We start from the raw sequence: 22070 nt of genomic DNA on the forward strand, positions 1-22070 counted from the left end.
GCACGTGCCCCCCCGAAGACGAGGAACACTGGTGTCCTGCTCAGGCCGGCTCGTCGGGGGCATGCCCTGGGCCTACGCCCAAGGCGAACAGGACACGCTCGATCGGGAAGGCGAGGCCGGTCTCGGTGACCGTCAGCGCGTGCCCGGCCCGCAGCCGCACAGCGGTCCGGTCCGACACCGTCTTCGACGGCCGCCGTCCCCGCAACTCCGGCCACTCAGAGGCGACCTGCACGCCGTACTGGGTGGGGAACCACACCCGCGTCCGTCCGGCCTGCGGCATCGTGATGCGGTCGATGAGCCCCTCGGCGCGCAGTTTTGCCAGCCGACGCCGGGTCTGCTCGATCCGCACCCCAGGACCGAGGATCTGGTGCATCTGCTCGGTGGCCGCCATCCGGTACTGGGCCAGCACCGTCAGCGCCAGCCGGTCGCCACTGCCCGCGTCCACGTCCATCCATCATCGGCCCGCTTCCTTCGCACGATGCGGCGCCGGCCTGCCCGGCGCCGCGTCTACGAGTCAGACCAGCCGACGACCCCGACCACACCACCGACCAGGAAGACCCGACCACGGTCACGAAGCGACAACACCGCCCCCAACCAGGCCCACATCCCCGCCGACAACCCGTCCGACAACTGTCCGCGCGCGGCCGCGGGAGCGAGTGTGGGCACTGCCGCGGCGCTGCCCACTCCTCCCGCGATGCCCGCTGAGCTGGCCGCGCGCATCCTTGGAACGCGGCCGTCGAATGCAAGCTCGTCGCCGAACTGCACGAGGTGTACGGCCTGCGCGCACCCGGGACCGCTCGACAGCGTGCCGCACTGTATCTCGCTGAGTGGACCGAGGGGCGCGGCCTGAACGTCGCGAAACCGGCCTCCGCGGTCACTCTCATGCTCAGCGTGCGAGTGAGAAAAGAACTGCGCCGCCGGCTCATCGGGCTCACCGTCCGCAGGATGCCCATGCTGACGCCCTTTATGGTCGGCGCGGTCATCGGCGCCTCGCTGAACCGCTACGACACCGCACGGCTCGTCCGGCACATCCGTGCCGACCCGCGCGCGTCAGGTGCCGTGGGAGGCGCTGCCGGGACCGGAGCGGGGAGCCGCGGCTGCCGGCTCCGCGGTCACCGCCCCGCCGAAGCACTGATTGGACATGTCCGAAGAGCGACGCGTGGTGGAGCATGCGCCGTCCTCGACGAGCGGCGGCCGGCGAGTGGTGCGGGTGCACACCGACGCGGTTCTCGGAATCGGGGCGAAGGAGGCAGCGCAGTCAGTCACCTTGACCTGCCAGCTGCCCATCGTGGTCATCGGAGCCAGCCCCCTCGGCCTGGCCGCCCCTGCCTCATCGAACGCGGCATTGAACCGCTGGTCCTGGAAGTCGGTCCCGCCGCCGGCGCCGCCGTACGCGACTGGGCGCACGCCTGTTCTCCCCCGGGGCCGAGATCACCGACCCGGCCGTCGAGATGCTGCTGTCCCCGACAGGCTGGGTGCGCCCCGATGTGACGACGTGCCCTACCGGCGCCGACTGGGCCGAGCAGTACCTCCAGCCGCTCGTCGACGTCCTGGGCGGCTAGGTCTGTTACGGCACCACGGTGGGCCGGCGTCGCCCGCGCAGGCCGTGACCGCATCGTCGACTCCGGCCGGGACGAGCAGTTCTCCACCGTGCACGTCCGGCTGCCTGACGGCCGCGAGGAACGTACCGCCGCGCCCGCCCGAGGGCGGCGTCTGGCAGCGCACGCCTGGATCAACGACCACCGCATCACCACCGTCGAGTTCGGCGGCCTCGACCTCGCCCGCGTCATTGTCGCCGTCGACCCCGCCGGCGGAGAGTCCGCCATCGGGGACGAAACCGGCATCATCGGCCTCGCCCGCGGCTACGACGGCGACCTGTTCGTCCCCGAAGACCGCTCCGGATCCATGGGCGCGAACGACTGGGGCCTCACCGCCTGTCATCTCGCCCTCGCCCTCAAGGCCGACGCGATCGTGGTCGAGTCCAACTACGGCGGCCATGGCCCCCTCAGGTCCTCTCCCAGGCGTGGGAGCAGCTGCGCCGCGAAGGCACCCGTCCAAGCCCAGCTCATGCCCCGCGTCCTCGAAGTCACCGCCAAGGTAGGCATACGCCTGCGCGCCGAACCGATCGCCCAGCTCTACGACCCAGGGCCTCGTCCACCACGTCGGCACCCACGTGCAGCTGGAGGACCAGATGGTCACCTGGGCCGTCGGCTTGGACAGCCCCGACCGCATGGACGCCGCCGTGCACGGATTGACCGAACTCGCCGACCCCGACCAGCTCGCCCGCGGACACATCCACGACGACTGCCTCGGCGGACGCCGATAACCCCCGGAAACGGCCCCATAAAGGTCAACGGTTCGCGCGTGGCGTCATCACCGGACGAGGTGCCGGTGCGATCGCCGGGACCAGCGCGCGCCCAGCAGCACGAGGTCGGCCACGAAGACCACCACGCCGATGATCAGGAGGTAGAACAACCCCTTCAGCACCACGCCGACGAGCCCCAGGACGATCGCGACGAGGATCAGGAACAGGAAGAGCGCCAACATGGGTGACCGCTTCCTCAGGCCGGGCCGTCAGCCGCGCGCGAGGCGGCGTCCGCGGTCGGCTCCGGGTTCGTAGGGCCTGTCGTAGTGTTTGAAGATCTCTTCTTCCCGGTGCAGCGGCAGGACGTCGTCCGTGCCGATCGATGGTGCCTTCCTCACGATCCCTCTCGAGTGCGCCACCCGCACGTATCCGGGCCCCAGGGTCGCCTCGTCGAGGGGGACGAAGACGAGCCGGTGCCGGGTCGGCAGCCCGGTGCGGACGGTGGCCATGGACGGCGCGTCGGTGGTGGTGTCCACGTAGACCGCTTCCAGGGCCCCGATCTTGCGGCCCTTGGGATCGATCACGTCGCGGTTGCGCCACTCGCGGATATCGGCTGAATGGATCATGCCTCGCTCCTTGCAGCCCGCAGTGAACTCCGCGTGTGCCACTGTACTCCGATGAGCTTGACCTGGTCTTTTCCCCGGCTGCTACCCTCTCGGCCCATGTCGATCAGGGGGAAAGTCGCCGCCGCAGCCCTCGTGTGCGCGGCCGTTGTTGCCGGCGCCATCCTGCTGTGGCCCACGCCGGACACTCGAGGACGACGGCAGGACGCGCAGCGACGCACTGTGCCAGACACTGTAGGACCGCAAGCCCGCCGCCGAACGGCACGACCTGCGGTACGCGATGTGGATGCACGGTTGCGCAGACGCCCCCACCCCGTAGCCGAGTGCCTCGGTAGTAGCCTGCGGGCATCGTTCAGGCTCGGACGCTGGGGGGCCAGCACGTGATCGTCATGACACGGCGAACTGGTGGATGCCCTCGCCCGTGCCGGCGGCGCCGGAAGAAGGCAGCCTTAGGCAGGTCAGGGCGCACCGGAGCAGGGAGAAGACCAGCCGCCTGGTGGTGCTCCGATCGCGGTTGCCGGCCGCGCCGTACCCAGATGCCTGGCCTCCGCGGAGTGATCCACGAGGGCGTCTGCGCCCTTTCGGATCCGGTACAGGATCACCTGATGGCGTCTCCTGGGAGGCGGCGTGCCCGTCTGACTTCTGTACCTGGCTGCATGAGCGAGAGCGGCGAGAGGCTTTACCACCCGGGCGAGGTCGTGCCGCGGTCGGGAATCTACGAGTGCGACTGCGGGCAGGGCCATGAGTACAGCACCCCGTGAAGGGCCACCGGTTCCCGCCGCTGCACGAGGCGTGCAGCGGCAGCGGATGGAAACTGAAGACGCCCTCGCACCCAAGCGCCTGATCCCGATGGCGTCGGCGATCCGCCAGAGCAACGCAACCGGATCACAGAGCCGCGGGATGCGTGAACCCTGTGAGGCTACGCCCTGAGGAGTGCGTTCGTGGGTACTCGGTCAGCCCTCACCGGGCGCCTTGCGGGGTGAGCGGCTGGGTTGTGAAGCGGAGCGCGTGGGATGGATGATCGAATCACGGATGTATGGGGACCCCGGCTGCCGTTCGCCCGGTAGGGTGCCCCGACCGAGTGGTGACCGCCTCCGGCAGGCCCTTGAGTCCGATGCCCGCCGCAGGCCGAGCACGTCTTTGCAGCCGTCCATGTCGACGCCGACGGCGAGGTGGACCGGCTTGGGACCACGGAGGGGCCAACGGCCCCGCGGGCCGCCGCGCCCGGCCCATGTCCGTGGCCCAGGTCCGCGGCGCACGTCAGGTGCGGTGGGGCTCCGGTCGGGTACCCGACCGGAGCGGTGCGGTGGACGGCATCGCAGGACCTGACGAAGGGAGGCGTCATGGTTCAGCACGTACGCGACATCATGACCAGCGAACTCGTGACGGTCGAACCGCTGATGTCGGTGACGACGGTGGCCCAGAAGATGCGCGACAAGGACATCGGGGTCGTCCTGGTGACCGAGGGCGACGAACTGCGCGGCCTGGTCACCGACCGTGACCCGGTGGTGCGCGCGCTGGCGGAGGTCGGCGACCCGGACCAGCGCACCGTCGCCTCCGCGTGCAGCGGCGAAGTAGCCCATCCAGACGAACCGCTTGGGGCGCCGGAGCCTGGCGCCCCCACCAACACGGCCAGGCCGTGCACGACCGCGCACGGCAGCGAGTCGGCGGCCCGGGCCGCGCCACGGGCGCCCTTGAAGTGCACATCGGCGGTCAGACGCATCCGCCGTGCCGCGAACGCCCCGCCCAGTGCGGCAAGGCCGGCCACTGCCAGTTCGACGGGCGACACGGAACAGCTCACCAGGAGGGGACGACGCGGGCGGCTCGGGAGGCGGGACGGGCGAGCCGGGCGCAGTACGGGGGTGAAGTCGGGGTCGGGCGGCACGGGAGCGGCGCCCAGAGTGCGCGACCGCCTCTGCTTCTCTCCACAAGAGCACGACCTGCAGATCGGTTGCTGGGACTGGCACAGTTGTCACCGCGCGAGTTCCGGCTCGCAAACCTCGGCGGCCGGGAGCCGCCCGCGAGGCCTGCCCGTCTTTGGCCCTGCGGCCGGCCGTCAGCCGCAGTCGGGTCTGTTTGCGTGGCCTTCGACGAGCACACAGTCATCGTTTCCCCCCATGAGCGCTTCGTCGACTCACAGTTGATGGCTCGGAACCGGCCCGGGAGCCGCGGTGGTGGCGCAGCCGCAGTCCGGCCCACAGGCACCGGCCGGGGCAGGGCCGGACAAGTCGGCGTGAACAGCGGCGAGACGGGCGGAGAACGCCCGCAGCTCGGCGATCCGGCCGTCGGTCTCCGCGATCCGCGCGGCCACCAGCGGCAGCATCCGCGCCCGCACCGAGGCGCACACACCTTCCTCGCGCACGTCCAACAACGCACGGATCTCCTCCAGCGCCAGGCCCAGGAGCTTCGCCGAGGAGATGAACGCCAACCGCTCCACCGCATCCTCGCCGTACACGCGGTACCCGGCCGGCGTGCGGTCGGCCAGTAGCAGCCCGGCGTCCTCGTAGAAGCGCAGCGTCGTGGCCGGTACACCGGAACGCTCGGCCAGCTGCGAGATGCCGTAGCTCGTCACGCCGCCGACGGTGAACCTCGATCCGACTCGAAGTCAAGCCCTGGAACTCTCTCCCGCTCCGGGAGCGGCGCCGTCCGCAGGGTGCCCCCCGTTCTCGTGAACACCGGCCCTCAACCAATCAGCCCGCCTTCCGACGCCGTGCACAAGTGCTGTCGAAAGTCGCGAACAGAGCCGACCCCAGGACGCGGCACTTACCTGGTTCACCCGAACACCACGCCTGCTGCGATGACGTGTAGTTGCACGGTTACTCTAAGTGAAGGGGGTGGTTCTCGAGAGGAGGCTCCATGCCTGCACATGGCATTCGCTCAAGCCCGGCACGCTGGCACTGGCCCTGCTGACAACGCTGATCGTGGCCGGTTCCAGCCTCATGGGGCGTCGGCCACCGTGGAGGCTCCACATACCTCCCTATCTGGGGGAGGCACGGATCCCCCCTCGCAGGCTGCCGCTCCGCTGTCCACCAACCAGTCCGACTGGAAGCCGGTCGCCGACATTCTCGGCCGTACCGGATCGCTGATGGGCGGGACCGTCTACCACGTCGCGTTGCCCCGCGCGGACCTCAAAGTCACCAGCAAGGGCGTGCCGATCAAAGCGGGTCTCTCGCTCGGCGGGTACGCGAACTTCGCCAAGTACCGTGACGGTGCCGTGGTGATGGGCGACCTTGTGGTCACCGAGGACGAACTGCAAAGGGTCACGGACGCCCTGCAGAAGGCCGGCATCGAGCAGACAGGACTCCACAAGCACCTCCTGCAGCAGTCCCCTGCCGTCTGGTGGACCCACATCCACGGGATGGGCGACCCCGTCACCCTCGCCCGCGGCCTCAAGGAGGCCCTCGCGGCCACAAGCATCCCGGCCGCGCCGCCGGCCAAGCCGACTCAGCCGCGCATCGACCTGGACACCTCCGCTATCAACAGCGCCATGGGGCGCAAGGGCACCGCCGATGGCGGCATCTTCAAGTTCTCCATCCCCCGCCGGGACACCGTCACCGACGGCCGGCACATCCTGCCCCCGGCCCTGGGCATCACCACCGCGGTCAACTTCCAGCCCCTCGGCAACCGCAAGGCCGCAATCAACGGCGACTTCGTCACGACCGCCGACGAGGTGAACAAAGTCATCCGCGCCCTACGGCGCGGCGGCATCGACATCGTCGAGATCCACAACCACATGCTGAACGACCAACCACGCCTGTTCTACCTGCACTTCTGGGCCACCGGCGATGGCACGCTACTCGCCAAGGCCGTCCGCCCCGCACTCGACGCGACCAACCTCGCACAGCCCACCGCCTGACCCATTACGCCCGCCTGGTGAGACGACGCGGATGGGCGCGGAGTCCGGACTCCGGGCATCGACGACGTGCGGGACTGCGGTCTCCAACCCGAGCCGGGGCGCCGGGCGGCCGCCCCAAGCGCCCTTGCTTCGGGTTCGAGGCCTCGTCCGTCAGGATCAAGGCTGACGGCGCCCCCGGTCCCTGCAAGCGTTCGCCAGGCTCATTCACCGGCGTTTTGCTCTGCCTCGCCCAAGTGAGACCGGCTCGTCGTCGGAGCCCTTCGACGAGCAAGGAGAGTACGTCGTAAGGCGGCTCCCAGCTGGGTTCGTGGTAGCCGTCCGGCAGGCCGACGGTGCGCGACAGCAGAAAGCCGATGATCATGCCGAGACTGACGATTCCCCCGGTCAGCCAAGCGGCCAGGGCACGTTTCGTGATGGCGAGCGCCAGAGCGACGGCGAGCATGACGGCGCAGCCGCGTGAGTAGTTGGAGTACAGGAAATCCCGACGAGATTGATCACGGTCGGGTAGCACACTGGGCGGGGCTCCGCTGGGGTTCACGGAAGCGCCGCCGGGCAGGTGTTTGCGCCGGCTATGGTCCGGCCGACTTTGGCCGAGCGGCTTCCCAGCGTGTGCAGAGCTGCCCCGGCGGGGTAACCGGAAAGCATGCGCCTCCTGGGGCAGGAGTTTGCTCCCCGGCAGCGCTCGTTGCACCCCAGCGTTGCCCTGCTGGCGGTACCTCTCGGGCTGATCCTGGCCATCACGCTGGCCGATGTATTCAGTCCCCGCGGTGTGCCGCTGGGTCCGCTGCTGGTCGTGGCGCCCGCGATCACGGCATCGTTCGGCGGCCCCGTCCTCACCGGGGTGATGGGCGTGGCCGCTGTGGTAGCCCTGTTCGCCATCGGCCTGACACCCCCGAACCTCCTGGGGTCGATGTACTTCGATTCGCAGATCATCTCCCTGCTTGTGGTGTCGATGATCGTGACCGTGTTCCGCTATGTGCAGGGGAGGCGCTCTCGTGAGCTGACGCAGGTGCGGACCGTCTCGGAGGCGGCGCAGTGCGCGCTGCTCAGGCCGCTGCCGTACCGGATCGGCCCGCTGCGGGTGGCGTCGGTGTATCTGGCCGCTCAGGAGCAGTCCCTGATCGGCGGCGACCTGTATGCGGCGGTACGTACTTCGTGCGGCACCAGACTGATCATCGGGGATGTGATGGGTAAGGGCCTGACCGCGATCGGCGACGCCGCCTTGCTGCTCGGCGCCTTCAGAGAGGCTGCACATCGCCAGGCCACCCTGCCCGAGCTCGTGGCCTACCTGGACCACAGCGTGTGCTGGCACATGGCCGAACCCACCGAACCGCCCCGGGCCGGAGAGGGCTTCATCACCGCCGCCGTCCTCGACATCCCCGACGAGCACCCCATGGTGAGGATGGTCATCTGCGGGCACCCGCCACCCCTGCTGCTGCGCAACTGGCAGGTCACCACGCTGCGCTCCACCTGCCCAGCGCCGCCGCTGGGCCTGGGCGAGCTGACGCGCCCCGACTACCACGTCGATACCTTCGCCCTGGAACCAGAGGATGTGCTGCTGCTGCACACCGACGGCGTGACCGAGGCCCGCAATGCCCGGGGCGCCTTCTACCCGCTGGCCGAACGAGCCGCAGCCTGGGCACACTACAAACCCGTAGCGCTGATCCGTCACCTGCGTGCCGACCTGCTCGCCCACGTCGGCGGACACCTGGCCGACGATGCCGCCGTGATCGCCCTGCAGCACACCCACAGCCCCGCACCCGCTCTCCATCACCCCTCGCTCCGAACCGAGGCCGACAACCACGTCGGTGCGGAGACACCGGCCGCACCGCAGGCCAGGGGTAACAGTCACGCGCGCGGACCGAGGGATGCGCGCACGCGTACGCGCGGGCGACCCGCCGGTCCGGGCTCCTACCGTCACCCCTCGGGCAGTGGTTCGGCACGGCCCCGCAGCTGTAAGGGATGTCCTTGGGCCGGGGTTCAGACGAGAATCCCGGCCCGATTGCGGCGGGCCGGGATTCCGTGGAGGGCGTCGGCCCGATTACGGCGGGCCGGGGTTCTCCAGCATGCGCATCACGCGGTTGCTGGTTTTAGTCTTCGTCGAATCCGCCGAATTCGCCGCCCTCGCCCTTCTCGTGGTGGCGTTTGATGACGCGGAAGCTGCCGACGACTCCGTTCTTGACCTTCACGCCGTCCTCCATCTCCTCGTGGTGCTTCTTGTGGTGCTCGCCCTTCTCGTGCTCGCCCTTCTCGTGCTCGCCCTTCTCGTGCTCGCCCTTCTCGTGCTCGCCCTTCTCGTCCTCGTCCTCGTCCCTGACCTTGCCCGGGCGGACGTTGTTGGCCTCGCTGTGGGGGCCGACGGTGGCGATGGGGGCGCCGTTGTCGCAGGTGACGCCGCGGAAGAACTCGACGGTCTGCTTGCTGTCGTTGCGGATGTTGAAGCTCTTGGAGCCCAGGCCGCTCACTACCGTGATGCAGCCGTCGGGGTGGGCGGAGAACGACCGCTCGTTGATGAAGATCCTGCCGATCTTGTGGTGGCGGCCCTCGCCGCGCCCGTTGCTCATCGGTGCGTAGGCCGGAGCAGGCGCCTGCTGGACGACGGCCGGGGCCGTCTGGGCCTCGGTGGCGGCGGTGGCGTAGGTGATGCCGGTCGCGGTCAGTGCCGCAGCGGCCGCGAGGGCCGCGGGGATCGCGTGGGAACGGTTCATGATCATGTCGCTTGTTCCTTCTGAGACCGAGAGAGAAACACCCGCTGTGGCAGCCGGTGCGTGATTGAACGTACTAACACCCCCTATTGCTGTCATGTCGGGCAAATCGGGATCATCGGATTCGTGGGGCTGATCGGGTGTGTGGAGGTCCTTTACGCGGGTCTGAGAGCGAGCTGAGTGGCCGTCAAGAAGACCCTCCGTTTGGGAGATTGAATGACAATTAGCCCTTGCGGGTGATCTTCTGACGTCCGCTCACCCGTCGTGGCGGTGGGCCGACGGGAAGTGTCAGCGAGTCGCTACTTGACATGTGGTCTGTCGTGGCCTCCAAGGAGGCCGGCGAACGATGCGGCTGACGGGCTGGGCATAGAGGAGAACGAGTGCGGCAACGACGCGGCTTCGCAGGGGCAGGGAATCGTCGTTGAGGACTCGTCGGAGGATTGCGAGGCGGCGGTGCTGGTGCAGCGGCGCCTGGTTCTGGCTGGTGGCTTGAGGCGGAAGGGCGAGGCTGGGCATCCGGTCCGTTTTCATGCACCAGCGGAGGAACGTCTGGGCCGGGCGTCGGGTTGCTTTGGCCCGTAGGCGCCGCATGTGGTGCCAGGCGGCGAAATGCCGGAGGAGATGGTGGCGTTCGGGGTCCCCGATGGTGGCGAGCCGGTCAGTCAACCAGCGCTGATAGAAAAGGATTTGACGGTCGACGCGTGGCAGGACGCCGCTGTCCATCAGGAGGTCGCGCAAGTGGGCCGGTCCGTCCCCAGCAGGGCGGTGACCCGTGGTTGCAGTGAAGGTGCGAGTTCCCCGAGGGGCGTGGACGAACGCCCCAACGATGAGGGTCTCTCACATTCTGTGGAAGGACAGGTCGTACTGCTCGCCGAGCACGGCACGGCCTATGGTGGCCAGAACGTGATCGCGGTTGTCATGGAGTTCGTACAGCGTCAGGTCGCGCAGGATCCGTTCCACGGGGCTTGGGCGGATCAGGCTGCGGGCGCCGCACGCGTGGATGACGTGATGCACCGTTTCTTGTGCCAGATGCGCGATCGTATGCCAGGCTCCGGCGCCGGCGATTCGGGCCTCGTCGAGCCTGCCCTCGTCCCACAGACCGGCGACGTGGCGCAGCCAAAGGCGCCCGGTTTCGACATTGACCGCCATGCTGCCCACTCGCTGCTGCACATAGGGGTCACCGCCCTTGCCCTGCCGCTTCAGATACGCGAGCCCGTATTCATATGCGGCGAGGGCGCCGCCGAGGAAGCTGGCCGCGTAATGGGGGACGAAGGCGGTCTGCCATTGCCCGTCGAAGTAGCTGCCGGGACCGCCGATGAGGTGTTCGCGCGGTATGAAGGTGTCGTGGAAGCGCACCGCGTGGCTGACCGTCGCGCGCATGCCGCCAGGGTCCCACCAGGAAGCATCCACGGTCACGGTCGGATCGGACAGGTCGCAGGCGAGCAGCAGCAGTCTTCCGTGGGCCTCTGAGGGCTGGCGGGCCCCGCCGGGTGTGTCCGGATCGACGAGCAGGATCGCCCACTGCGCTCCGGTAGCGCTGGTGGCGAACGCTTTGCTGCCATGGAGGACCCAGCCGTTGTGGACGGGGACCAGCGTGGTGCCGAAACGAAGTCTCTCGCCTGCCTTCGGGGCTTGGGGTTCGCCGCTCCAGGCGGCCCACTTCTCCCCGTGTTCCACCACGCCGGCGAACCAGCGTCGCTTCTGCTCCGGGGTGGCCAGGGCGTCGATGAGGACCAGCGCGTTGGCGTGCCCTTCCCAGCAGCGGGCCAGTGACAGATCTGCCTTGGCCAGCGTGGTGGTCATCTCCCACAGGGGCAGGGTGCGGCGCTGCTGAGGGCCGTAGCCCAGGCCCCCGTATTCGCAGGGCACGGTGACGCCCAGAAAACCGCTGGAGAACAGATCGTCGAAATCCTCGGCGGGGAAGACGGCCTCGCGGTCGTACTCCACAGCGCGGGGAGCGAATTTGTCCGCCGCGAGCTTCGCCACGGTGACGAGAACCGCCTGGTCGTCTCCGATCGCCGGACTGCGGGCCGATCCGGCGGCGCGGGGCAGGTCGTCGGTCATGTGGGGGTGGCCCCCTCCAAGTGCCACGTCACGTTCAGCAGGCGGGAGCCCTTCGAACTGTGCTGGTTGGTGCTGCCCCACTCGCCCAGCAGCACCGAATCACCCGGCCTGCCTGCCGGGCGGGCGGTGGGCAGTCCGGACGGGGACGTCGAACGGATCGTCATGGTGCCTCCCGCCCCACGCGGTGTGTTCGTGCCGGTCCCCCCGATGCGGTGAGGCCGTGGCCGGCGGCCTGCTCGGTCAATCCGAAGCAGACCGAGCGCAGTGGCAGCGTGTCGGGCATCGAACGGCCCGTCATCAGCCTGAACTGCTCGCACACCTCCACGGACAGGACCTGCCAGCCGTCGATGCCGACCAGCCCGCGAGCGCGTGTGGCGCGCGTGAGCGCAGTCGGCGGATCGCGGTAGGCCATCTCCAACACCACCGCGTCCCCGCCGGCTGCGGCAACCGGGAACGGCTCCCGCTCCACCAGTGGCGTGGCATGCACGAACACGTCGTACCCCGCCGGGGAGAATCGGGACAGCGGTACGTAGGGAAGCCCGAGCTGGGAGGAGGCTTCCAGACCGTGTGCGATCCCCCGGTTGACCAGAGTCACCCTGGCTCCGGCCGCGCGCAGGGCCCAGGCGACGGCCCGTCCGGCGCCGCCGCAACCGATGACGGCGGCTTTGCGGCCGCTCGGTTCGACTCCACCCAGGGCAAGAGCGCGCAGGGCACCGACGGCGTCGGTGGTGGCCGCCCGCCAGCGCCCGTCGTCGAGCCACAGCAGATTGGCCGCACCGCACCCCAGCGCCTCCGGGTCGGCGACGTCGGCCACTTGGAGCGCGCTCTCCTTGTGCGGGGCGGTCACGGTCAGCCCGCGCAAGGGCATCCCACCCAGCGACCCGAAGTCGAAGCCCCACTGCCAGAACCGGGAAAACCCGTCCACCTGAAAGGGCAGGTACAGCGCGGGCAGCCGCAGTTCCCGCAACGCCGCGTTGTGCAGCCGGGGCGACAACGACCGTCCCGGCGCACGCCCGGCAATGCCGAACAGGCCGCTGAGCGGAGGCAACGCGGGCAGGCCGTAGTCGGCCAGGAGCCGGCCCACACTCGGCGTTCCGTCCTCCCCCGGCGCACCGACCCGGCCGAAGACGACCGGCGCCCCCAGCCACGGCGCCAGCACCCGGGTCCACATGCCGACCGGCCCGGACGCGAACGCCGTCACGTCGGCACGTCCGAGCCCGGTGAGCAGGAGCGGCGCGGCAGACCCGTACTGTCCGCCCGCATGCGGCACGAGGAGGTACAGCGCCGCCGGCACGGCGGACATCGCGGCGAACCGCTCGCGGAGTCTTCCTGATGCCTCCCGCAGCTCCGCTCGACAGCGCCCCTCGGCCCTCCCCGCATGCCCGGACGCGTGCCAGGAGACACGCCGCTGCCGGGCGGGGACGGCTGCCAGCAGTTCCGGCTGCACGTCGTCCATCGCCTCGAGGTCGACCAGTTCATAGTGGTTCGCCGCGCGCAGGAGCCGGGTGCGCCGTTCCACCGGGCCGGCAACCGAGCGGCCACCATGTCGCGCAGAGCGCAGGCTGTAGGTCAGCTGCCCTCTGAAGTGCCGCCGCAGCCAGGACGGATCGGGATCGCCGACCAGATCGGCACGGACCTCCAGCTCGTCCGCGACTCCAGCGAGGCCACGCAGCGAACGGGGGGTGAGGTCCTCCGGGTCGGTGGCCACCGCGACCAGCCGGGCCCGACGCCCGAGGGCGGCACGGTATCCGCTCGTCAGTCGCGCCACTGGACGTACACCTCCAGACCGGCTCGCCGCGGAACGAGACGATTGACCGCGGCTGTCTCGTCCGCGTGGCCGACAAGGCTGAGCCCCCTGGCCGCCAGGCCGAACATCACCTTCTGCAAGGTGGTCAGGGACAGGCCGTCGCTCAGCCCGAGTGTCATCCCTGCTTCACCCCCGTCCCACAGTGGTGCGGCGAACGCCGTAGGAGTCGGCGAGCTCGCACAGGCGGACGCGGACGGAGCGCTGGATGTGCTGGGCGCACCGACGGTACGCCTCCGGAGACTGCCCCTCCGGATCGGGGATGTCACAGTACGGGTCCAGCCGGAGGGTACGGTCCTCTGCTTCGGGCGCCATGGCGATCACCCTGTCGCGATGGGCTCGGGTCATGCAGTAGATGACGGAGTTGACCCGGCACAGTTCCAAGGTGACCGAGCGAGCGCGGTGACGGCGGGGATTTCCCCGGCCCGGCACCCGTTGCAGGTCGAGTTCAACAAGCGCGGACCGGGCGCCGGGAGCCATCGGGCGCGGGGGCAGCGGCGTCGCGACACCCGCGCTGGAGAACCGGAAGGCGTGTGCGACGCCCGCCTCCGCGGCTTGGCCCCAGGCGATGACCTCCGCCATGGGCGAGCGGGACGTGTTCCCACCGCAGACGAACAGCACCCGGCATGCCGCGCCGGTGCCGCGGGTTCGCCACCAGAGAGTGGCGGACGGGCAGGACAGGGCTGCGGCCGCGCCGAATCCGAACACGAGCGCGATCAGCTGGCTGCTTCCCGGAGCCTGGAGCCCGGCCAGCCAGGCAAGCGCAAAGGAGCCGACCAAGCCGGACAGGAGGCTGGCGAACGCCCAGGCCGACACACCCCAGGTGTATTCACGTCGATCGAGGTAGATCAGCGTGGCGAAGACGAACAGGATCTCGTAGGCCACTCCTATTCCCGCCGCTCCCAACGCGGCTGGCGTACCGAGGAACGTGGTGAAACCCGCGCCCAGTTGTGGTTGCCCGGCCAGCGCTCCTGAGCCCAGCAGCACGGTCAGCCAGACCGGTGCCGCGACATGCTCCTCCACGAAGAATCGCCGGTTCGTTGCGACAACCCCGTTCTTGGCAACGCGGCTCATGATTTCGAAGCGGCCGAGGTAGCCGACGAGGTAGATGAGGACACTCACAACGGCGGCCAGCGTGAGGTGATAGCTGTTCACGTCACCGAGAGCCACCGAAATTGCTGTCAGACTGAGGAACAGCGCCGACCAGGAATGTTTCATGACGGGACGCTTGCCCGCCACGTCGATCAACGGGGAGAGAATGAGAACTCCGCCCCTCATCAACAACAGCATGAAGAGGATCGAGACGCCGGCAAAGGTGTAGTTCATCGTGGTGGCGCCGATGATGAGCGAGGTGAAGAATCCGGCCGCCAGTGTCTCCCGCCCCGCCATGGGAATCCGGCGCCCGCCGATCCCGCTCCGGCGCATGTATCGCCACCGGCCCGAGACGCCCAGGAAGACCGCCATCGCGGCGATCTGCCCGAAAACGGATGCGGGCAGCATCTCATAGCCGCTGACCGGCTGGGACGACAGTGGAGCCACCCCGCTGGCCAGTGCCTTCACCAGCATGGCGTAGGGAATATACGATACGAAGTATCCGAAAGTGAGCCAACCCATGTGAGTCCCATTACTGGTTGAACGTCAAGGCTCTAACGCCGCAAGTACGGGATCGGCACGGCTGGACGAAAGCTCACTCGAATAATTCTGCATGCTGTTCAGGATTTTTCGCCGCGCGGTCCGTAAACAGCCCTTCGGTATGGTGGGGCGGCCTGCAAGATTCTGGTGAGCTGTGCTCACATTCAGGATCGCTTCGGATTAAAATCCACGCCCGAGAGATGTTACGCACATCAATGGCCCACCAAAATTACGAAGGCAATCGCATTCACTTTCCTCAAAATCGTACCCCCCACAGCTACACACAGCCAGCGCAGGAGAAAAAGCGCAGGTTGAGCAGGAGATCACTCATGAGGACAACGACCGCACGCTGACCAGCGCCGACGCGCTGGAGCTGCTGGTCAGGTGCCCACCCCTGGGCCGCCGAGGTCCACGCCTACCGGCAGGCCGCGATGCCGGAACTGCTGGAGGGCCGCACGGCCGGCCCCGCGACGTGGATGCGCACGCCGGAGAACCTCGCTCGGTTCGCCGCCTTCACCCGCGAGGCCGATGCCCGCCGCCGCGCCATCACCGACCGGGAGGAACCCTTGACCGACCTGCACGAACCGCTGGAACCGCTAGACAACCACCCCGACGAACTGCCCCCGCCCCGGCAGCACGGCGACGTCAATGTGGTGGGCCTGCTCAGCGTCGCGGGACGCGCGGCGGCCGGTGTGCGCGGACTGCGGCCAAGTTCACGCCGACGACCGGTGGAAGGCTGCAGACTCGCGGGATTGGAGCCTGCTGCGCGAGTCGTACCTGCGCCTATGTGAGGACTGCCGGAGCCGGGCCGTCGCAGCCGAGCAGCAGGCTGAAGCCAACGAACGCGCACGCCAGGAGCGGGAGCAGGAGGAAGAGCGGCAGCCCATCGTCGGCAGGTCGCTACGAGAGCCGGCTCCACAGAAGTTGTGCCAGAACCTCAGGCACGACAGCAGTTGCTCATGGCTTGGGAGGCGCCTCGGTTCGGGTGGTGGCAATGTTCACAAGTTTTAGGTTCTGGCACAGATCTTGGGGAGCGGTCGCGTAGGGTCACGGAAGCGAGTTCTGACGGCGTTTCACGTAAGTCACTCATTCGTTTGCCGCCCACCCGGAACCGGGTCACCGGGTGGGCGGCCGCTTGGGTACTTCCACCTTCAGGTCAAGCGGTGGCACCCCCGTCGAGGACGAGGTCGTGGCCGACGGCGAAGCCCGCCTCGGGTGATGCGAGCCAGAGCACGGCGGAGGCCGCTTCGTCGAGTGTTCCGACTCGGCCGATCGGCAGTGCGTGCTTCATCCGTGCGGTGCGGTCGTCCTCGGTCTCGCCTGGCCGTAGAGACATGGGTGTGTCGATAGGGCCCGGGCTGAACGCGTTGATTCGAATGCCCTTCTGGATGTACTCCTTTGCAGCCGCCCGGCTCAGCGCGCTCACCGCCGCCTTGGAGGCCGCGTACGCGCCGAGGAACGGCAGCCGCATGTGCGCACCCAGGTTGGAGGCGGTGTTGACGATCACGCCGCCGCCGTGGACGCGCATGTGGGCGATTTCGTGTTTCATGCTGAGGAAGACGCCGGTCAGGTTCACGGCCAACTGGCGGTCCCAGTTCGCCTCGTCCATGTCCGCGAGCGGTCCGGCCTCGAGAATTCCTGCGTTGTTGAACGCGATGTGCAGGCCGCCGTGACGCTCCACGGTGGTCGCGACCAGCCGGGTGATGTCCTGGGAGGAAGAGACGTCAGCGGTCACGGCGCTGGCCTGGCCACCTTCATCCTTGATCAGCTTCACGGTCTGCTCGAGCGGGTTGATGCTGCGCCCGGCGACCACCACGGTCGCGCCTTCCCGGGCGAAGGCAAGCGCGGTGGTCCGGCCGATGCCAGAACCTCCGCCGGTGATGAGGGCCACCTTGCCAGTGAAACGTGTGGTCATTCCGTATTCTCCTTTACTTTCTTGGTGCGGCGCGGAGACGCCGAGAACAGGGCGGTGATGAGCAGGGCGACTGCGGCGATGCGTAGAGCGAAGGCATAGCCGTTTGACGGGTGATGTGAGTGGGTGGTGGCAAGAGAGACCAGCACCGCGAGACCGAGAGGAGGGCCGATTTCCATGGCGGTGTTCAGCAGCCCGCCCGCAAGGCCCCTCTGGTCTTCGTTCACATCTTGCATCGCGGCGAGCGTGGCGGCAGCGAATGCCACACCGGCTCCGAAGGGAAAGATGAGCAGCCCGGCGTAGGGCACGTCGAGGAGGCCGAGCCGTAGCAGGCCGGCGGCCGCTGCGACCAGCCCGATCGCCGCGTCCGTCGTAAACGGGCACGAAGCGCCGCGGCGGAGTACCTGGCGTCGTTCCGCCCGTCGCAGCGCCTAGTGCTGCGACCGGAAAGGTTCACCGGCTCGCGACGCCCGGCACGGCACTCCCCCAGCCTTCGGCCGGGGGTACCCCCACGCCGCGTTGTCGCATCACCCGAGTACATCCAGTACGAGGGCGATGCTCCGCCTTGCGATGCTCCCCCACTGCCTGAAGGGCGTGGGAGGTACCCCCAGCACCGGACGCCGCGAGCTTTCCGGCAAACCTTTCCGGTCACAGCACTAGCCATCCAGGTGGCCGAGCTCAGCGTCGGGCCGGCAGTGCCCGCAGGCCTCGATGCCTTCGGTCAGTGCTCGTAGGGCGACGTCCCGGGGTACGCCTTTCGAGCGTTTGCCTGCCATATGGCGGCCGCCGACGTGGACGGCGACGGGCGGTGAGTCGCGGTTCAGGCCGTCTTCGAGGATCCAGTCGGGTGTGGCCGGCCGCGGCGGCGGCCCGGACGTCTTCGCCCACTACTCGAACATCGCCGCCCAAGGCTTCCGCGAGCTGCAGGAGGGCCAGAACGTGGAGTTCGCCATCACCCAGGGCCAGAGGGGTCCCCAGAAGGAGAACATCCGTTATTTGATCCCGGCGCCCGAAAGGCCCGGCGTCGTAGAGGGATGCTGTTGGCGGGCCTGGTTGCTCAGCCCCGTCGTTATGCGGCGGGGCTGAGCGCGGTCAGGGGGCTGGTGCGGGTTCGTGCGTGGGGTTCGTCGGTGAGCCAGGCGGTGCTGCGGATGAGGTTGACGGCGGCGCCGGTGAGCTGGTGTTGGAGGCTGGTCTTGGCGAGGCTTCGGTGCTTCCCCTGTCTCATTCCCGCCATTGCCGGATGTCGTCACGGCCGGACTCTTCCCGGCGACGATGCCGTACGCCAAAGTCGCTGCGTACACAGGCTCTCGGCGCCGCCGCCGATCGCCGTCTGGAATGAGGACACCGAATGATGAAGAAGCCCGCCGCCTGCTCCCTCGTCGCAGGAATCGCACTCACGCTGACCCTGGCACTCAGCCCATCCGCGACGGCCGCAGATGCCGCCGACGCTGTCAGCACTTCCGTGTCCTCCTCGACATCCGCACCATCCACACAGTCCACGATCGACGCGCTGCTCTCCGAGAGCGGCTACTCCGCAGACCTCGAGGCGAAGATCCGCGCGGCGGCCGCCAGGCTGCCCTCGGACTGGGAAAGCCGCCTCGCGACGCAGAGCAAGCGATTCGGCCTCGCCGACACCACCTGGTACGCGCAAGCGCAGAGTGCCATCAACGCCGGTGACTATCAGTGCGGCCGCACTCCGGTGCAGGACTGGCTCAGCGCCCAGATGAACGGGGTCAACGGATTCCGAATGCTGCTGCTGTCTGTGATGGGAGGCGACCAGATCCCGACCTACGATGCACTGGTCTTCGGTCAGGAGAGCAAGGCCAACTACTTCGGCGCCGACGGCAGCTACACGACCGAACTCAATCGTGAGATGACCGGTCTGAAGCGCTTCTGGGACTTCGACGGATCCGACGTCCAGCTGATCCCGATGCATGGAGACGCGTACCGTGACCTGGACCGCATCACGCGGGTCTATGTCGAGGTCTTCGGGCTCGACGCCCAATCCGCCCGCGCGAATGCGGAGGTCGTCCAGGCCATCGTGCTGAATGAGCCCGCTCTGCGAGGCGGGGACAGCCCGTACTTCACCTTCAACGCCTTCGCGTTCGCCCCCGAGCCGGCAGACATCGAGCAGTTCGGGCTGACCAAGAGGATCATCGTCGGAGACGGTGTGCTCGAGGGCATGCGCGGGATCGGCTTGCAGGACAAAGCTGCTCCGCTCGGTGTGCTGGCGCACGAGTACGGTCACCAGGTGCAGTACGCGAAGAACCTGTTCGAGTCACCGCTGACCGGACCCGAGGCGACTCGCCGCACCGAGTTGATGGCCGACGCCTTCGGCACCTACTACCTGGTGCACGCTCGTGGTTCCGCGCTCAACTCACAACGCACCCTGGACGTCGAGGCGTCGTTCTACAACGTCGGCGACTGCAACTTCTATATGGACAGCCATCACGGTACGCCCAACCAGCGGCTCAAGAGCGCGCAGTTCGCCGTCTCCATCGTCGACGGCGCAAAGGACCAGGGCCACAAGCTGCAGGCGCTCGAGTTCGACGCGGCCTTCGAGACCGCGTTTCCCGAGATCGTCGCGCCCGACAACGAGTGATTTGTTCGCCCGCCGCGGCTGGACTGGTCCGAGCTGATCAGACCCACCCGCGGCGGGCCGCCTGGCTGCCGAGTTGGAAGCGGCTTGCCACCCCGAGCATGTCCTGAAGGCGGGATATCCGTCGCCCGACGGTGCGCTCGCTCACGTCGAGTTCGCGGGCGATGGCTTCATCGGTGAGTCCGGCATTCAAGTAGGCGAGCAACCGACGATTGTCGTCATCGGAGGTCTGACCGCCTGACCTGGTCGACGCGGGCGATATCGGGGACGCCATCCGCCAGTACGACTCGAAGAGCGCACTCAACGAATCCAGCAGCCCCGACGGATGCACGAGCACAGCATTGCGGGCGTTCAGCGCGTCACCGGCGAAGGTGATCAACGCAAGCTTGTCATCAGCGATCGAGAGGTTCAACGGAATCTCGGCGAAGGCACGCGCGTCCTCGCCTGCCATGACGCAGCTCTGCACCGCTGCCAGGCCATCCGGGTCCCGAAGGATGTCGATGCCATAGATCACGCGGAATCGCACCCCCCGTCTGCTCGCGTTGAAGAACCCGTCAGGAATTGCTGGAGCGATATCTCGGATCGGCACGCTGATCGGGCCGACCTGCAGCGCACGCACCTCCTCACGGGCGGACTTGAGTAGCTCATCGTCGGCGGCCGCAGCCGCACCGTCACTCCCGAGAACCTCGAGATATGACGCCTGTTCGCGATGCTGCTGCCAGAGTGAGCCCCATTCGCTCGCCCGTCTCCGTGCATCTTCCGCCGCTGATTCGAGATCCGCGGCAAGACCGCGCAGGAGCCCACGGGGTGGCAATGCGCTGATCCGACCATCGACCTCCTCGATCAGGCCCAGTTCGCGCAGCCGATCGACCCGGCGACGCGTGGCCTCGGTCGTCCAAGCGAGGTGCCTGGCAACAGCGTCCAGGGTCGCAGCACCAGTCCGGATGCAGACCCGATACAGACGGTCGACGTCCTCATCGAGCGCGCTCACAGGAGGGTACGCAGCCATCGGGTTCACTGAGGCTTTCTACCAGACGCTTCGTCTGCCTCGGCATACGGAGACTAAATGATCTCCCGTAAGCCCTGATCACGCATGTGATGATCTTGGTGTGGGTGTGGTGGTGACGGCGGCTGAGCCGCAGTGGGTGGGCTTGTTCGCGGGACTGAACGGGCGGCAGTTCCGCAAGCTGGTGCCGGCCCGGCAATCGAGACGAGAAGTCGGGCGCGCGGTGCCCGTGGTCGGGTGCCGTACCGGTCGGCGCCTCACGCTGAATGGATCGTCAGGCCTGGTGGCGGGGTGGCGGTGTCCTGGCTCGGAGGGCGGGGTCGTTGCGCAGTCGTAGGAAGGTGACGAGCAGGGTGAGTGCCTGGAGCAGGGCGCATGCTCCGATGAGGCTGTTCAGGTAGGGCGGTGGGGTGAGGGCGAGCAGGATGCCCGCGAGGGGGAAGGGCAGGAGTAGGAGCAGGATGGTCAGGGAGAGGGTCGTGCCGAAGGCCGCGGGTGGGATGACCTGCGAGCGGAGGGTGCGCAGGACGACGGTGAGTCCTCCGTCGGCGGCCATGAAGAGGGCCATGAGGGTGACGTAGGCGGTGTAGGAGGGGGCCTGGGGCACGGTGAGGCAGGTGGCGGCCGCGATGGTTGCGCTGATGACGCCGACCCCCGACAGGCCGAGCCGGTCGAGGCCGGCCCGGCAGCAGGCGACCGCGACCAGGGTGGCGGCCGCGGCGATGGACCAGAGCGCGCCGGCGGCGGCCGGGGAGTGGCCGAAGCGGTCCTCCACGAGGATGGGGCTGGCCGTTTGCAGCAGCCCGAGCGTGAGGTTGGAGCAGGCCAGTCCGGCCACCAGCCGGCGCAGGGACGGCAGGGAGCGCAGGGTCTGCCATCCTTCCCGCAGGCCACCGCCCGGCGCCGGTTCGTCACGGCGTGTGGCGCGCAGGGGAGTGGGCGGGGTCTGCAGGGCGAGTGCGGCGGACAGGAAGGACAGCACGCTCAAGCACGCCAGCATGCGTGTCGGGCCGGTGAGCAGCAGGACGCCGCCCAGCGCAGGGCCGACCAGGGTGGCCGTCTGGTCGATGCCGATCAGCACCGACTGCACCTTGTGGGTCTGCCCTTGGGTTTGCCGGCTGACGACGGCGCCGACCGCTTCGTTGGCGATGAAGCTGAACTGTGTCAGTGCCCCGGTCACAGCGGCCAGTGCCATGACGGTGACGGTCTCGGCCGTGCCGGGCGGCACCAGGCGTAGCGCCACACCGGCGCCCGCCACCAGCAGGGCGCGGGTCAGTGAGGCGATGAAGCAGACGATCGCCGCGCCGCTGCGGTCCACCAGGGTGCCGGCGATACCGAACGCGGCCACCCGGGGTATCCATTCCAGTGCTGGCCACTACCGGCTCTGCTTCCCTGACGGGCCTGGCCTTCGCACTGCGGCCGCTTTCGCCCGTGTCCGCCGCCGGAGCGGGATGTGCTGGCCGGGCCGCCTGCCAGCGCAGGCTCAGCGTGCACGCTGAGCTGAAGGCATGGGGGCGCAATGGGCGTGTGTACGGCGGAAGTTGTGTGCCGCAGACTGGCG

General features: G+C 68.5%; 21 protein-coding genes and 3 pseudogenes. 8 read left to right on the forward strand and 16 right to left on the reverse strand.

Annotation, left to right across the window (positions count from 1 at the left end; translation table 11 throughout):
* Positions 1–40: 40 nt before the first annotated feature.
* Complete coding sequence (locus ACWEK3_RS15190) at positions 41–445, reverse strand: replication-relaxation family protein (protein WP_450546890.1); 405 nt, start codon at positions 443–445, stop codon at positions 41–43.
* A gap of 822 nt (positions 446–1267) precedes the next feature.
* On the opposite strand from ACWEK3_RS15190, the pseudogene ACWEK3_RS15195 reads away from it, so the two are divergent.
* Both ACWEK3_RS15195 and ACWEK3_RS15200 read left to right on the forward strand, forming a co-directional pair.
* Positions 1268–1701: pseudogene (locus tag ACWEK3_RS15195) on the forward strand (flavoprotein); the annotation flags it as partial.
* Positions 1702–2173: 472 nt separating this feature from the next.
* Positions 2174–2326: a hypothetical protein gene (locus ACWEK3_RS15200; protein WP_453249849.1), complete on the forward strand. Its 153-nt coding sequence runs from the start codon at positions 2174–2176 to the stop codon at positions 2324–2326.
* Between the two features lie 47 nt (positions 2327–2373).
* On the opposite strand, the gene ACWEK3_RS15205 is transcribed toward ACWEK3_RS15200, so the two are convergent.
* Both ACWEK3_RS15205 and ACWEK3_RS15210 read right to left on the reverse strand, forming a co-directional pair.
* Positions 2374–2547, reverse strand: coding sequence for a hypothetical protein (locus tag ACWEK3_RS15205; protein ID WP_398230258.1), 174 nt, complete (start codon positions 2545–2547; stop codon positions 2374–2376).
* 27 nt (positions 2548–2574) lie between these two features.
* Complete coding sequence (locus ACWEK3_RS15210) at positions 2575–2931, reverse strand: PRC-barrel domain-containing protein (protein ID WP_225077695.1); 357 nt, start codon at positions 2929–2931, stop codon at positions 2575–2577.
* A 1340-nt stretch (positions 2932–4271) separates the two neighbouring features.
* Between ACWEK3_RS15210 and ACWEK3_RS15215 the strand changes: the two are divergent.
* Positions 4272–4520, forward strand: a pseudogene (locus ACWEK3_RS15215) (CBS domain-containing protein); the annotation flags it as partial.
* Positions 4521–5062: 542 nt separating this feature from the next.
* On the opposite strand, the gene ACWEK3_RS15220 reads toward ACWEK3_RS15215, so the two are convergent.
* Positions 5063–5500 (reverse strand): MerR family transcriptional regulator, encoded by a 438-nt coding sequence (locus ACWEK3_RS15220; RefSeq protein ID WP_450546892.1) that lies wholly within the window; start codon positions 5498–5500, stop codon positions 5063–5065.
* 384 nt (positions 5501–5884) lie between these two features.
* On the opposite strand from ACWEK3_RS15220, the gene ACWEK3_RS15225 reads away from it, so the two are divergent.
* Both ACWEK3_RS15225 and ACWEK3_RS15230 read left to right on the forward strand, forming a co-directional pair.
* The gene (locus tag ACWEK3_RS15225) at positions 5885–6784 is read left to right on the forward strand and encodes a DUF1259 domain-containing protein (protein WP_453249850.1); all 900 of its coding nucleotides are present in this window, start codon (positions 5885–5887) and stop codon (positions 6782–6784) included.
* 643 nt (positions 6785–7427) lie between these two features.
* Positions 7428–8933, forward strand: a complete 1506-nt coding sequence (locus ACWEK3_RS15230) for a PP2C family protein-serine/threonine phosphatase (RefSeq protein ID WP_453249851.1) — start codon at positions 7428–7430, stop codon at positions 8931–8933.
* Here ACWEK3_RS15230 and ACWEK3_RS15235 read toward each other — a convergent pair.
* The 6 genes from ACWEK3_RS15235 to ACWEK3_RS15260 all read right to left on the reverse strand — a co-directional run bounded on the left by ACWEK3_RS15235 (position 8875) and on the right by ACWEK3_RS15260 (position 14923).
* Positions 8875–9498, reverse strand: coding sequence for a hypothetical protein (locus tag ACWEK3_RS15235; RefSeq protein ID WP_450546895.1), 624 nt, complete (start codon positions 9496–9498; stop codon positions 8875–8877). The two genes, ACWEK3_RS15230 and ACWEK3_RS15235, sit on opposite strands and share 59 nt — an antisense overlap.
* Before the next feature lie 828 nt (positions 9499–10326).
* Positions 10327–11553 (reverse strand): acyl-CoA dehydrogenase family protein, encoded by a 1227-nt coding sequence (locus tag ACWEK3_RS15240; protein ID WP_450546896.1) that lies wholly within the window; start codon positions 11551–11553, stop codon positions 10327–10329.
* A complete protein-coding gene (locus ACWEK3_RS15245; protein WP_450546897.1) occupies positions 11550–11717 on the reverse strand; it encodes a hypothetical protein in 168 nt (55 codons plus the stop codon). The genes ACWEK3_RS15240 and ACWEK3_RS15245 overlap by 4 nt, the downstream gene beginning before the upstream one ends.
* Complete coding sequence (locus ACWEK3_RS15250; protein WP_453249852.1) at positions 11714–13321, reverse strand: type I 3-dehydroquinate dehydratase; 1608 nt, start codon at positions 13319–13321, stop codon at positions 11714–11716. Before ACWEK3_RS15250 ends, ACWEK3_RS15245 begins: the two co-directional genes overlap by 4 nt.
* The gene (locus tag ACWEK3_RS15255) at positions 13309–13479 is read right to left on the reverse strand and encodes a hypothetical protein (protein ID WP_450546899.1); all 171 of its coding nucleotides are present in this window, start codon (positions 13477–13479) and stop codon (positions 13309–13311) included. The genes ACWEK3_RS15250 and ACWEK3_RS15255 overlap by 13 nt, the downstream gene beginning before the upstream one ends.
* A 7-nt stretch (positions 13480–13486) precedes the next feature.
* Entirely contained in the window at positions 13487–14923 is a 1437-nt protein-coding gene (locus ACWEK3_RS15260; protein WP_453249853.1) for an arsenate reductase/protein-tyrosine-phosphatase family protein, read from the reverse strand.
* 497 nt (positions 14924–15420) lie between these two features.
* Between ACWEK3_RS15260 and ACWEK3_RS15265 the strand changes: the two genes are divergently transcribed.
* Positions 15421–15780 carry a hypothetical protein gene (locus ACWEK3_RS15265; protein ID WP_450546901.1) on the forward strand — a complete coding sequence of 120 codons (360 nt, stop codon included), beginning with the start codon at positions 15421–15423 and terminating at the stop codon, positions 15778–15780.
* Between the two features lie 365 nt (positions 15781–16145).
* Here ACWEK3_RS15265 and ACWEK3_RS15270 read toward each other — a convergent pair whose 3' ends face one another.
* The 3 genes from ACWEK3_RS15270 to ACWEK3_RS15280 all read right to left on the reverse strand — a co-directional run bounded on the left by ACWEK3_RS15270 (position 16146) and on the right by ACWEK3_RS15280 (position 17740).
* Complete coding sequence (locus tag ACWEK3_RS15270) at positions 16146–16904, reverse strand: SDR family NAD(P)-dependent oxidoreductase (RefSeq protein ID WP_450546902.1); 759 nt, start codon at positions 16902–16904, stop codon at positions 16146–16148.
* The gene (locus ACWEK3_RS15275) at positions 16901–17209 is read right to left on the reverse strand and encodes a hypothetical protein (RefSeq protein ID WP_453249854.1); all 309 of its coding nucleotides are present in this window, start codon (positions 17207–17209) and stop codon (positions 16901–16903) included. The genes ACWEK3_RS15270 and ACWEK3_RS15275 overlap by 4 nt, the downstream gene beginning before the upstream one ends.
* 348 nt (positions 17210–17557) lie before the next feature.
* The gene (locus ACWEK3_RS15280; RefSeq protein ID WP_450546044.1) at positions 17558–17740 is read right to left on the reverse strand and encodes a DUF6233 domain-containing protein; all 183 of its coding nucleotides are present in this window, start codon (positions 17738–17740) and stop codon (positions 17558–17560) included.
* On the opposite strand from ACWEK3_RS15280, the pseudogene ACWEK3_RS15285 reads away from it, so the two are divergent.
* Positions 17739–17891: pseudogene (locus ACWEK3_RS15285) on the forward strand (cold shock domain-containing protein); the annotation flags it as partial. The gene ACWEK3_RS15280 and the pseudogene ACWEK3_RS15285 sit on opposite strands and share 2 nt — an antisense overlap.
* 79 nt (positions 17892–17970) lie before the next feature.
* Here the strand turns inward: ACWEK3_RS15285 and ACWEK3_RS15290 are convergent.
* Entirely contained in the window at positions 17971–18129 is a 159-nt protein-coding gene (locus ACWEK3_RS15290) for a hypothetical protein (protein ID WP_450546046.1), read from the reverse strand.
* 123 nt (positions 18130–18252) lie between these two features.
* On the opposite strand from ACWEK3_RS15290, the gene ACWEK3_RS15295 reads away from it, so the two are divergent.
* On the forward strand, positions 18253–19506 hold the full coding sequence (locus ACWEK3_RS15295; RefSeq protein WP_450546042.1) for a hypothetical protein: 1254 nt from the start codon (positions 18253–18255) through the stop codon (positions 19504–19506).
* A gap of 37 nt (positions 19507–19543) precedes the next feature.
* Here the strand turns inward: ACWEK3_RS15295 and ACWEK3_RS15300 are convergent, their stop codons facing one another.
* Both ACWEK3_RS15300 and ACWEK3_RS15305 read right to left on the reverse strand, forming a co-directional pair.
* Complete coding sequence (locus ACWEK3_RS15300; RefSeq protein ID WP_450546040.1) at positions 19544–20494, reverse strand: LuxR C-terminal-related transcriptional regulator; 951 nt, start codon at positions 20492–20494, stop codon at positions 19544–19546.
* A 289-nt stretch (positions 20495–20783) separates the two neighbouring features.
* On the reverse strand, positions 20784–21857 hold the full coding sequence (locus tag ACWEK3_RS15305) for an MFS transporter (protein ID WP_453249855.1): 1074 nt from the start codon (positions 21855–21857) through the stop codon (positions 20784–20786).
* Positions 21858–22070 lie beyond the last annotated feature (213 nt).

It is taken from the genome of Streptomyces sp. NPDC004721, assembly GCF_053601495.1.